At 71.8% G+C, this 11,524-nt stretch carries 9 protein-coding genes and 1 pseudogene; 1 reads left to right on the forward strand and 9 read right to left on the reverse strand.

The features are described from left to right. From ACWCQ6_RS33435 to ACWCQ6_RS33475, 9 genes are all read right to left on the reverse strand, one after another. Positions 1-309 (reverse strand): ATP-binding cassette domain-containing protein (locus ACWCQ6_RS33435; protein WP_451095691.1); only part of this gene is annotated, 309 nt, incomplete at its 3' end. Further along, positions 302-1,219 (reverse strand): ABC transporter ATP-binding protein, encoded by a 918-nt coding sequence (locus ACWCQ6_RS33440; RefSeq protein ID WP_451095705.1) that lies wholly within the window; start codon positions 1,217-1,219, stop codon positions 302-304. The genes ACWCQ6_RS33435 and ACWCQ6_RS33440, both read right to left, overlap by 8 nt. Positions 1,220-1,281: 62 nt before the next feature. Beyond that, entirely contained in the window at positions 1,282-2,139 is an 858-nt protein-coding gene (locus ACWCQ6_RS33445; RefSeq protein ID WP_451095693.1) for an ABC transporter permease, read from the reverse strand. After that, complete coding sequence (locus ACWCQ6_RS33450) at positions 2,132-3,097, reverse strand: ABC transporter permease (RefSeq protein ID WP_451095707.1); 966 nt, start codon at positions 3,095-3,097, stop codon at positions 2,132-2,134. Before ACWCQ6_RS33450 ends, ACWCQ6_RS33445 begins: the two co-directional genes overlap by 8 nt. Before the next feature lie 23 nt (positions 3,098-3,120). Continuing rightward, entirely contained in the window at positions 3,121-4,725 is a 1,605-nt protein-coding gene (locus ACWCQ6_RS33455) for an ABC transporter substrate-binding protein (RefSeq protein ID WP_451095695.1), read from the reverse strand. Between the two features lie 174 nt (positions 4,726-4,899). Continuing rightward, positions 4,900-6,030, reverse strand: coding sequence for an acyl-CoA dehydrogenase family protein (locus ACWCQ6_RS33460; RefSeq protein WP_451095697.1), 1,131 nt, complete (start codon positions 6,028-6,030; stop codon positions 4,900-4,902). Next, positions 6,027-7,214 carry an acyl-CoA dehydrogenase family protein gene (locus tag ACWCQ6_RS33465; RefSeq protein WP_451095699.1) on the reverse strand — a complete coding sequence of 396 codons (1,188 nt, stop codon included), beginning with the start codon at positions 7,212-7,214 and terminating at the stop codon, positions 6,027-6,029. The genes ACWCQ6_RS33460 and ACWCQ6_RS33465 overlap by 4 nt, the downstream gene beginning before the upstream one ends. Further along, on the reverse strand, positions 7,211-8,179 hold the full coding sequence (locus tag ACWCQ6_RS33470; RefSeq protein ID WP_451095701.1) for an NADPH:quinone oxidoreductase family protein: 969 nt from the start codon (positions 8,177-8,179) through the stop codon (positions 7,211-7,213). Before ACWCQ6_RS33470 ends, ACWCQ6_RS33465 begins: the two co-directional genes overlap by 4 nt. Before the next feature lie 181 nt (positions 8,180-8,360). Continuing rightward, positions 8,361-11,045 (reverse strand): beta-N-acetylglucosaminidase domain-containing protein, encoded by a 2,685-nt coding sequence (locus ACWCQ6_RS33475; RefSeq protein ID WP_451095703.1) that lies wholly within the window; start codon positions 11,043-11,045, stop codon positions 8,361-8,363. A gap of 281 nt (positions 11,046-11,326) precedes the next feature. On the opposite strand from ACWCQ6_RS33475, the pseudogene ACWCQ6_RS33480 reads away from it, so the two are divergent. Further along, positions 11,327-11,524: pseudogene (locus tag ACWCQ6_RS33480) on the forward strand (hypothetical protein); the annotation flags it as partial.

The following is an 11,524-nucleotide window of genomic DNA, read 5'->3' on the forward strand; positions in this document are numbered from 1 at the left end:
GGCGATGAGTTCGCGCAGGGTGAGCCGGGGGTCGGCGGAGAGCCGGGGCTGCTGGAAGACGACGCCGACGGCGGTGCGCTGCGCGCGGGGGGCGCGGTGCCGCCAGCCGCGTACCGGTTCGCCGTCGAGCACCACCGTGCCCGCGTACGGACGGTGCAGCAGGGCCGCGACCCTGGCCAGGGTGGACTTGCCGCAGCCGCTCGGGCCCAGCAGTCCGAGGGACTCCCCCGGCGCGAGGCTCAGCGAGACCTCGCGGACGACGGGGTCGCGTCGGTCGTATCCGGCGGTGATGCGGGTGAGTTCAAGCACGGACCGGCTCCTGTCCGTCCGCCCGCACACCGTGGTGGCAGGCGAGAGCGCCGTCGAACGGGGGCAGTACGGAACACCTGTCGTCCGCCCGCCCGCAGCGGGCCGCGAACGCGCACCCCTCGGGAAGTGCCCCGAGTTCGGGCGGCATTCCGGGAATCGGGACGAAAGCGCGCTCCGGCAGGGCGTCGAGGAGGCCGCGTGCGTACGGGTGGCGCGGTCCGGGCTCGCCGAAGAACCCCTCGGCGTCGGCGAGTTCGACGATGCGGCCCGCGTACATCACGGCGACCCGGTCGGCGATCCGCTCGGCCGCCGCGAGATCGTGGGTGATGATCAGCAGCGCCCGGCCCCCGTCGGTGTGGCGGCGCAGTTCGTCGACGGTCCGCTCGACCAGTTCGCGGTCGAGTCCGGTGGTGGGCTCGTCTGCCAGGAGCAGGGGGGCGTCGCCGATCAGGGCGAGCGCGGTCGCGGCACGCTGGGCGAGGCCGCCGGACAGTTCGTGCGGGTAGCTGTCGAGGTGCCCGGCCGGGAACGAGGCTCGTGCCGCGGCCCGTTCGGCCGCGGGGCGCAGGGCGGGCCTGCGGGCACCGGTCAGTTCGCGGAGGGTCTCCTCCAGCTGGGATCGCACGGTGCGGACCGGGGTGAGGTGCGCGGCGGGGCTCTGCGGTACGAGTCCGATGCGGCGGCCCCGTACCGTACGGGCGAGGCTCCTCTCACTCGCGCCGAGGAGATCGGTACCGTCGTCGAGCAGCGCCGAGCCAGAGGTCCGCGCATTGCCGGGAAGCAGTCCCAGCAGCGCCGAGGCCAGGACGGACTTGCCGCAGCCGCTCTCACCGACCAGGGCCAGGCACTCCCCTGCAGCGAGGTCGAAGTGCGCGTCGGTGACGGCTTCGATGTGCCGGCCGCCCCGCATCCGGAAGCGCACGGACAGGCCGCGGACGGAGAGGACCGGCGCCTTCGGGCCGGGGTCGTTCTTCACAGCATCAGCTCCGATCGGCGGCGCGGGTTGATCCGCTCCCGCCAGGCGCCGGCGAGGCCCGCCAGCGCGAGGGTCGGTATCACCAGGAACAGGCCGGGGAACAGCGTCGGCCACCAGTCCCCGGCGAGCAGCGAACCGCGCGCCGTCTGCACGAGGTTGCCGAGGCTCGCCTGGTGGGTGGGGAGTCCGAGGCCCAGGAAGGAGAGCGCGGACTCGTGCCACATGGCGTGCGGCACCATGAGCACCGCGGCGAGGCCCGCCTGCGGAAGCACCGCGGGCAGCAGGTGCCGGACGACGACGCGTCCGCGTGAGGCCCCGCCGGAGATCGCCGCGTCGATGAAGGGGCGGGAGCGCAGCGACAGCACTTCGGAGCGGACGATCCGGGCCGTCGAGATCCAGTGGGTGAGGGCGACGGACACGATCACCGGTCCGACACCGGGCTGGAACATGGCGACGATGAAGATACCGAGCAGCAGGTGCGGTACGGACGAGAAGGTGTCCACGAGCCGCATGACGACCCGGTCGGTCCAGCCCCCGAACGCGGCGGCGAGCGCACCGACGGCGGTCCCGATGACGGTGGCGGTGAGCCCGGCGACGATACCGACAAGCAGCGAGACGCGAAGCCCGTAGACGCAGCGCAGCAGCAGGTCGCGACCGACGTCGTCGGTGCCGAACGGGTGCTCCCAGGACGGTGGCCGGAGTTTGGCCGAGAGGTCGACGGCCTGCTGGTCGAGCTGGACCAGCGGCGGCACGAGCAGGACCGCGAGCAGCACCGCGGCGACGATCCCGGCGGAAGCGATCACACGGATGCGACGGGTGGTGCGCAGCGGGTGCCCGAGGGCGGTGTCAGCCATCGAAGCCCACTCTCGGGTCGGCGATCGCGTACAGCAGGTCGGAGAGGAGGTTGCCGAGGAGGACCGCCACGGTGGCCAGCACCGTGAGCGCGGCCAGCAGCGGGAAGTCGACGGAGGTGGCGGCCTGCACGGTGGCGGCGGCGATGCCCGGCCAGCTGAAGACGGTCTCGACGAGCAGGGCGCCGGTGATGAGTTCGGGGACGCGGGAGCCGATGAGGGTGAGCATCGGCAGCATCCCGGAGCGCAGTGCGTGGCCGAGCAGCACGGTGCGTTCGCGCAGTCCGCGGGCGCGGGCGCCGCGCACCGGGTCCTCGCCGAGCGCGTCCACGACGCCCTGGCGCACGTAGAGGAAGAACCACGGCAACTGGGAGATCCCGAGCACGGCGGCGGGGAGCACCAGGTGGGTGGCGACCTGGTCGAAGGTGACGGTGTCGCTGGCCGCGTCGGTGAGACCGCCGGCCGGGAGCACGTCGAGCTCCACGGCGAAGAACCAGATGGCGAGCAGTCCGAGCCAGAAGGCCGGGGCGGCTTCGAGCGTGTACGCGGCGGAGCCGACGCACCGGTCGAGCAGACGGCCGGGCCTGCGGGCGGCCAGGACGCCGAGCCCCGTGCCGAGCAGTACGGCGACGGCGAAGGCGGTCGCGGCGAGCAGAACGGACCAGCCCAGACGCTCGACGATGACGTCGGCGACGGGCTGGCGCATCACGCTGGAGTCGCCCAGGTCGCCGCTCAGCGCGGCGGTCAGCCAGTTCCACCAGCGGGTCACCAGGGGCTGGTCGACGCCGAGGTTGACCCGCAGCTGGTCGAGGTTCTCCTGCGAGGCGGTGAGGCCCGCAGTGCCCGCGTAGGCCTTGACGGGGTCGAAGGGGGAGGCGGCGGCGACCGCGAAGACGCCGAAGGTCACGGCGGCCAGGACAGGGACGGCGAACAGTACCCGCCGTCCCGCCATCCTGGCCATCGGCCCCCAGGGGAGGCGGTGGCTCACTTCTTCGGCGTCCAGTCCTCGACGTTCCACCACGGACCGGAAGCCAGGCCGTGGTCGTGCGGTTCGACCTGGGTGGTGAGCGCCCCGAAACGGTCCTTCACGACGTAGAGGTGATCGATGTGGGTGAGGAAGGTGTAGCCGGGGTTCTTCACCAGTTCACGCTGGACGGTGTCGTAGGCGGCCTTGCGTTCGGCCTCGTCGCCGCTTCTGCGACCTGTTTCGAGAGCCTGGTCGACGGCCTTGTTGTCGTACCACGCCATGTTGTTGAAGCCGTCGCCCGCGAGCGAGGAATTCAGCAGGGTGTACTGGTCGAAGTCGGGGTCGGCGGGCGATCCGCCGCCCGCGAGGACCGCGTCCTGCTTCATCCGGGGCTCGATGACCTCCCAGGTCCCGGCCTTGGTGGTGATGTCGATACCGGCCTTCTTGGCGTCGGAGGCATAGGCGAGTGCGTGGTCCTGACGAAGCTTGTCGCCGGAGAGGTACCACAGCGGGAACTCGGCGCGAACACCGTTCTTGACGCGGATGCCGTCCCTGCCCGGCTTCCATCCGGCGTCGTCGAGGATCTTCTTCGCGGCGGCGAGGTCGTGGGGGCGTTCGGTGCCCTTGGTGAACCACTCGCTGTCGGTGGGGACGGGCCCGTAGGCGGGCCGGCCCTCGCCGTTGAGGATGGAGTCGACCATGACCTTCCGGTCGACGGCGACATCGAGGGCGCGGCGGATCGCTGTGTCGCCCGTGACCTTGTTGTGGGTGGGCAGGGTCACGGTGCGGTAGTCGTACGTCGTGGCGGCGTACGTCCGCATGCCGCTGTCACGGCCGAAGCCCTCGGCCAGGTTGGGTGGCAGGATCGCTCCGTCGAGTTCGCCGGAGCGCAGCCGGGTGGCGCGTACGTCGTCGTCCTTGATGATCGCCATGGTGAACTTCTTCACCTTCGGTGCGCCGCCCCAGTGGTCGGGGTTGGCCTTGAAGCTCAGCTTCTCGCCCTTGGACCAGTTGGTGAGGACGTAGGGTCCGGTGCCGATGGGGTGCGTGGTGAAGGCGCCGGTGTTGACGTCCTGCTCGCCTGCGACGTGTTCGGGGGCGATGGGCAGGACGGTGCGCTGAGCGAAGGGAGCGTAGGGGTACTTGAGGGTGAAGACCACGGTGTCGTCGCCGACCGCCTCGACGCTCTTCACCGCGTCGAGTTCGGTCCGGGACGGATTGTTGGTCTTCTCGTCCAGGATGGTGCGGTATGTGAAGACGACGTCGTTGGCGCCGAACGGGTGCCCGTCGCTGAACTTCACGTCCTTGCGGAGCCTGTACGTGTACGTCAGTCCGTCCTCGCTCACCTCGGGCAGGGCGGTGGCCAGCGCGGGCCGGAGCTCCATGTTCGCGTCGAGCGCGAGCAGCCCGTCGAAGATCTTGGAGTTGCCGTCCTTGCCGTAGCCGAGCAGCGGGCTGAGGCTGTCGGGTTCGTAGGCGATGCCGACCACCGCCGAGTCCCCCGTACCCGACCCGGAGCCACCGCCGTCCGGGCCACCCGGCTGGGAACAGGCAGCCGCGGTCAGCGACAGCACGGTCGCCAGTGTCGCGGCGACCGCTCCCCGTATCGATCGGGCCGTCATACCCCGCACACCCCTTACTGAAGATCAAACGTTATTGCGAAACAGTCGCAATTAAACAACAGGTAAAGGGATGCCCGATACCCCGCCGCATGCGGAGACGCAGAAGCGGAGGCGCGTGTTCGCACGCCTCCGCTCCCAAGTCCCGCATTGCTGAGGGCCGTTCCTTCTCCCCCGCTACGGCGCGAGCAGCTCCACGAGTTCGGCGACGGTCTCGCGGTGCCGCCCGGCCGTGCCGTACGCGATCGAGTCGGCCTTGGCGCGCTTGAGATACAGGTGCGCCGGATGCTCCCAGGTCATGCCGATCCCGCCGTGCAGCTGGACGCACTCCTCCGCGGCGTGCACGGCGACCCCCGAGCAGTACGCCTGCGCGACGGCCACGGCCAACGGCGTGTCGGGGCTGCCGGTCGCAAGGGCGTCCGCGGCGTTGCGCGCTGCGGCGCGGGCCGACACGACCTCCAGCCAGAGCTGCGCCATGCGGTGCTTGAGCGCCTGGAACGAGCCTACGGGCCGGTTGAACTGGTGTCGTTCACGGGTGTAGCGGACTGTTTCGTCCAGGCACCACTCGGCGATTCCGAGCTGTTCGGAGGCGAGCAGTCCGGCGCCCGCCAGCAGTCCCCGGCGCACGGCGGCGACCGCTGACGCACCGTCGGCCAGGCGGGTTCCGGCAGCCCCGGCGAGGGTGACGGTGGCGAGCGGGCGGGTCAGGTCGAGCGGCACCAGGGGCTCCACGGCGACCCCGTCGGCACCGGTCTCGACCGCGTACAGGCCGTCGGTGTTCGGCACCAGCAGCACATCGGCGATGGCGGCGTCGGCGACGCCGGTCACCGTCCCCTCCACCCTCCCGGCCACGACAGCGGCCGGCTGAACGGCGTCGGGCGACGCGGCGGCGAACGGCACGGCGAGGACCGCGACCCTGCGGCCCGCGGCGAGGTCGCCGAGGAGCGCGGCAACCGGCCCGTCGGGCGCCCCCAGCGCGAGGAGCGTCTCCGTGGCGACGACCGCGCCGGCCAGAAAGGGCGCGGGTGCGACCGCGCGGCCCAGCTCTTCCAGCACCACCGCGGCCTCACGATGGCTCGCGCCCTGCCCGCCGAACTCCTCCGGCACCAGCAGCCCCGCCGCGCCGATGTCGGCGGCGAGGGCCTTCCAGAGCCGCGGGTCGTACGGCGTGTCGGACTCGACACGGGCGAGCACCGCCGGCGCGTCGCTCCGGTCGGCGAGCAGCGCACGCACCGCCGCCCGCAGATCCTCCTCGGCCTGTGAGTACAGCAGATCGGGCGCCTGGTTCTCTTCGGTCGGTGCGGTCATCGGGCCAGGTCCTTCCAGGCGACGTCCTTGTCGGTGCGCGGCTCGGCGGGCAGGCCGAGGACACGCTCGGCGACGATGTTGAGCAGCACCTCGCTGGTGCCGCCCTCGATGGAGTTGCCCTTGGAGCGGAGATAGCGGTAGCCGGCGTCCCGTCCGGTGAAGTCGACCAGCTCCGGCCTGCGCATGGTCCAGTCGCCGTACAACAGCCCCTCTTCGCCGAGCAGTTCGACCTCCAGTCCACTGATCTCCTGGTTGAGCCGGGCGAACGCGAGCTTCATCCCGGAGCCTTCGGGGCCGGGCTGCCCGGCGACGAGCTGCTGGCGCAGCCGGGTGCCGGTGAGCCTGGCCACCTCGGCCTCGACCCAGAGGGTCAGCAGGCGCTGGTGGAGGTCGTGGGTGCGCAGGTCGGGGCGTTCGCGCCAGGTGCGGGCGACCGGGCCGATCATGCCGCCCTCGCGCGGGACGCGTGCTCCGCCGATGGAGACCCGCTCGTTCATCAGCGTGGTCTGCGCGACCTTCCAGCCCTCGCCGACGGGGCCGAGGCGCCTGCTGTCGGGGATGCGTACGCCGGTCAGGAAGACCTCGTTGAACTCCGCCTCGCCGGTGATCTGGCGCAGCGGCCGCACCTCGACGCCGGGGTCGGTCATGTCGCAGATGAAGTAGCTGATGCCGCGGTGCTTGGGCACGTCCGGGTCGGTGCGGGCGATGAGGATCGCCCAGCGGGCCAGATGGGCACTGGATGTCCAGACCTTCTGCCCGTCGACCACCCAGTCCTCGCCGTCACGGACGGCGCGGGTGCCGAGGGCCGCGAGGTCGGAACCGGCGCCCGGTTCGCTGAAGAGCTGGCACCAGACCTCCTCGCCGACCCACAGCGGCCTCAGGAAGCGCCTCTTCTGTTCGTCGGTGCCGAAGCCGAGGATGGTGGGGGCGGCCATGCCGAGGCCGATCCCGATCCGGCGCGGATCGTTGTCGGGGGCGCCGGCCGCGGCGAGTTCGGCGTCGACGACGGGTTGCAGGGAGCGCGGCGCGTCGAGACCGCCGAGTCCGGCCGGGTAGTGCACCCAGGCCAGTCCGGCGTCGAAGCGGGCCTTGAGGAATTCGGTACTGCCGGTGGTGGCCGGCGGGTGCGCGACGAGCAGGTCCTGGGTGCGGCGGCGGAGTTCGGCCGCGTCGGGCACGGTCATCGGGCAGCTCCTGCCGGGAGGACGACGATCCGGCCGGTGCTGGTGCCGTCGGCGACCCGCTGGACGGCGTCGGCGGCCCCGGGCAGCCCGACGCGTTCGCTGATCAGCGGCTTGATGGTGCCCTGCGCGGCGAGCCGGGTGAGCTCGTCGTGGCAGGCGCGGACGGCGCCCGGGTCCTTGGTGTTGTAGAGGCCCCAGTGCAGTCCGACGATCGAGTAGTTCTTGACGAGCGCGTGATTCAGTGCCGGGGCGGGAATGACACCGCTCGCGAAGCCGACGACGAGAACCCGGCCCTCGAAGGCGACGCACTTCACGGACTTGGCGTAGGCGTCGCCGCCGACCGGGTCGTAGACCACGTCGGCGCCGCGACCGCCGGTGGCTTCCTTGACCGCGGCGACGATGTCCTCGCTTTGGCGGTCGATGACCATGTCGCAGCCGAGTTCGGTGGCGGTCCTGGCCTTGCCGGGGCCTTTGACCACGCCGATGACGGTGGCTCCGGCGGCCTTGCCGAGCTGGACGGCGGCGCTGCCGACCCCGCCGGCCGCCGCGTGGACCAGGAGGGTCTCGCCCGCCCGGAGGTGCGCCCTGCGGTGCAGGCCGAACCAGCCGGTCTGATAGCCGATGTGCAGGGCGGCGGCCTCGGCGTCGTCCAGGGTGTCCGGTGCGGGCAGCAGCGCCGCCTCGTCCGCGACGACGTACTCGGCGAACCCGCCGTACGGCAGGGCGGGGTTGGCGAGCACCCGCCGCCCGTCCGGAGTCCTGCCGCAGATCTCCACGCCGGGGGTGAAGGGCAGCGGCGGCCGCACCTGGTACTGGCCGCGGCAGAGCAGCGCGTCGGGGAAGTTGATGTCCGCCGCGAGCACCTCGACGAGCACCTGCCCGTCGCCGGGCGTGGGCCTGTCCGTCTCCTCCAGCCGCATCACCTCGCTCGGCTCGCCGTTACGGTGCACACGCCATGCCTGCATGAGGGGCCTCCACAACACTGTCGGCATTACCACTGCTCCGGCGCATACTAAGCGGTCGCTTGTCGCTCTGGGAACAACTCGCCGGGCCCGGTTCCGGCCGTGCCCGGACATGGGTGCGCCCGGTCCGACCCGAAGGAGCTTCGGGCCGGACCGGGCGCGGTGACGGATCCGGGTGCGGGCCTCAGTCCTGGCCGGCCACCACCACATCGGCGATCTGCGGTGCCACCGACCCGGCGTGCCAGACGAGCCGCACCGCGTCGGCCGTGCGGCCCGCCGTGTCGACCCGGGTGTACGGGCCGTCGAGCGCGCCGACGGTCTGCCAGGTTCCGCCGGTTCCCCGCAACTGGATGTCGGCGCGGGCCGTGGACCCGGCCGGCTGGAGGACGGTGACGGAGGGCACGGCACGTGCGGCGACGAGCCCCAGCTCCAGCGTCTCCCCGGCCTCCGGGGCACGGGCTGCCCGGTAGACGGTGCCCGGGTCGCCGTCGGACGCCGCGCGCAGCGAGGATCCGGCCGCGGCGGGCGGCCCACCGGTCACCGCGCCCTGGTCCGTCGGGATGCTGAACTCCCTTACCACCAGCCAGTTTTCCTGGCCGGCGGTCGCCCGTGCCCGTACGTAGCGCGCCTTCGTTCCGGCAGGTGCGGTCGCGGTGACGTCCGGCTTTCCGGAGAAGGCGGTGAGCTGCTGCCAGCTCTGCCCGTCGGCCGAGTACTCCAGCACCCCTTGGTGGAGGTAGTCCTCGGCGCTGCCGGGCTTGGCCATCGCGAGGGTGACGGTGCCGATGTCCCGGACCCGGCCGAGGTCCACGGTGACCGCGTCGCCCGCGGCGGGCGCTCCGTCGCTCCAGAAGTAGGTGGAGTCGTCGCCGTCCAGCATCCGGGCCACGGTGTTGCTCTGGTATGTACCGAGGCCGGTCGAGGCCGAGGGCCTGCCGCTCACGCCGAGGATCCGGTCGTACTCGGCCTCGGCCGCGTCGACGAACCCGTCCAGGACGCCGTCACCGACGAGGACCGGCACCTTGCGTCCGTCGAGCCCGGTGTACGTGAAGGACTTTGCCGCGGTGAGCTGTGCGGGCAGTTGCTGCCGCAGCTCCCAGGCCTGGGCTCCCTTTCCGGCGCGGGCCGTCTCGACCATGCGCAGGGCGGTGCGGGCGGCGTCGGCCCAGGCGCCGGTGGCGTCCAGCCAGGGGGCGGCGTCGGCGACGAAGCCGCGGTCCGGGAGGCCGGCGCGCAGCCTGTCGGGGGCCGAGCCGAGTGCGCCGAGCACGGAGGTGAGCCGGGCGGCGTCACCGGACTTCCAGTAGCGGGCGAAGGCCGCCGCCAGCTCGGGGGCCCGGTCCTTGTTGAGGGCCGAGCTGTAGTTCACGTCGGCGAAGGCCCGCAGTGCCTGCTGGGTGCGCGGGTCGCCGCCCGCGTACTCCTTCAGCCCCTCGCCCCATGAGGTGCGGGGGTCGTAGGCGGCGTCGTTCCACGCGTAGTCGGCGACGGTGTACAGGGCGATCTTCGAGGCGTACGGCTGGATCATCGGGTTCGCCGTGATCCCGGCCAGTTCGCCGGGCAGGCCCTTCTCCCGGCCACTGAACGGGCCGAGCAGCAGCCGGTTGGTCGCGTAGTCGTTGACCGGGTAGTTGTCCCAGGTCAGGATCGGGTGGTTGAAGACCGTGCGGGCGGCCTGCGCCTGCGCGACGGTCATGGTCGGCGCGACGACGCCGACGCCCGTCCACTCGACCAGGACATTGGGGTCGAGCTGCTCGGACAGCGCCTTCTTGTACGGCGACGCGGAGACGTTGTAGTACTCGGTCGGGACCATCTGGAGCGGCTGGGCGCCCGGGTGGGTGGCGATGAACTCCTTGTTGACCCGGTTGAGCAGATACGCCTGCGCCGCGCCCGCGGCGCCGCCGCCGGTCCCCCACTTCGCCTTGTCCTCGGCGCAGTTCCAGTCGGTGTAGCTGATGTCGTCGAGCGGTACGGCGAAGGTGCGCACGCCGATGTCCCAGATGGTCTGGAACTTCTCGGTCAGCGCCTTGGCATCCGCGTCCGAGCTGTAGCAGACGGAGAGTCCGGGCGAGAGCGCGTAGGTGAACTCCACGTGCCGCTGCGCGGCCCGGTCGGCGAGCTCCTTGATCCGGTCCAGCTGGTCGGCCGGGTAGGCGTCGCGCCACTTCGCGCGGAGGTACGCGTCGTCCTTCGGCGAGTACACATAGATGTTCATCTTGTGCTCGCCGTAGTAGTCGAGCTGGTCGAGCCGGGCCTCGTGCGACCACGGAGTGCCGTAGAAGCCCTCGATGACACCGCGCAGCGCGGTGCCGGGCCAGTCGCGCACCGCGAGCCCGGCGACCCGGGCACCCGGACGCTTCTCGTGCGGCAGGATCTGACGCAGTGTCTGCGCGGCGTAGTAGGTGCCCGTGGCGTCCTTGCCCGCGAGGACGATGCGGCCGGCGCCGATGCCGAGCACATAGCCCTCGGCCGGCAGCGCGGACGGGCCGTCGATCCCTTGCGCGGCAAGCGCGGCAGGGTCACCGACATGGACGGTGAGCCCGCTCCGGCCGGGTCTGTCGCCGCGCACGACGCGCTGGGCACCGGCCCGGCGCAGCGCGCTCTCCACGACCTGGACGGCGGATTCGTCGGAGGTCCCGCTCGCCACCACGGTGACGGTCGAGCTGATGGTGATCCGGTCGGCCCGGGTCTTCACGGACTGCGGGGTCGGTGCGACAGCAGGGGCCGGTCGGGCGGCTGCGCCCTTTGCAGGGGTGTCGGCGCGGGCACTGCCTGCTGCCTGGGCCGACGGCACGGCGGTCAGCAGACCTCCGACGAGCAGGGCCGCCGCCGTGCCGAGCGCGGTGAGACGGGGTGGGCGAGGCGTCACTAGTCCTCCATTGATCACTCAAGTCAGCAGAGTCGCGCAACACAACAACACCGAATTCAACAGCGTGGCGCTTACATGTCAATGGTCTGGACAACGTCAACACGTGGACCTGCGGTTTTTCCTCCAGAAGCCGTACCCGTGCATGGGTGAAGCCGAACATGCAGAGCCGGAATGCCGAATGGAGCCCGGAACCCGAACCACACGTCCTACGTACCGGCCAAGGAGGGCCACGACGTGGCCGCCTTCACCGGGGAGCGGGGCGAGGGCCCCGGTCGCACTCAATGGCGCGCCGGAACACCGGGCATCACGCGGGTGAGATAGCGGGGGCGGCGCACATCCCCCTGCACGAGCGGCCGAAACGGCTGGGCGAGGTGCGGCCCGGCGTCGCGCGGGTGCACTGCGCGGGCGGGACACGAGCGACCATCGCCGCGTCGGTGCCGGACGTCTCCCGCCAGGTGGTCACCGGCGCGGGGCGCGTG

Source organism: Streptomyces sp. NPDC001880 (assembly GCF_053594575.1).

Excerpts from the sequence above, each read along its gene's own strand:
- ACWCQ6_RS33465 (WP_451095699.1), bottom strand. The coding sequence starts at position 7,214 with ATGACCGTGCCCGACGCGGCCGAACTCCGCCGCCGCACCCAGGACCTG.
- ACWCQ6_RS33445 (WP_451095693.1), bottom strand. The coding sequence starts at position 2,139 with ATGGCTGACACCGCCCTCGGGCACCCGCTGCGCACCACCCGTCGCATC.
- ACWCQ6_RS33450 (WP_451095707.1), bottom strand. The coding sequence starts at position 3,097 with ATGGCCAGGATGGCGGGACGGCGGGTACTGTTCGCCGTCCCTGTCCTG.
- ACWCQ6_RS33470 (WP_451095701.1), bottom strand. The coding sequence starts at position 8,179 with ATGCAGGCATGGCGTGTGCACCGTAACGGCGAGCCGAGCGAGGTGATG.
- ACWCQ6_RS33460 (WP_451095697.1), bottom strand. The coding sequence starts at position 6,030 with ATGACCGCACCGACCGAAGAGAACCAGGCGCCCGATCTGCTGTACTCA.
- ACWCQ6_RS33440 (WP_451095705.1), bottom strand. The coding sequence starts at position 1,219 with ATGCGGGGCGGCCGGCACATCGAAGCCGTCACCGACGCGCACTTCGAC.
- ACWCQ6_RS33455 (WP_451095695.1), bottom strand. The coding sequence starts at position 4,725 with ATGACGGCCCGATCGATACGGGGAGCGGTCGCCGCGACACTGGCGACC.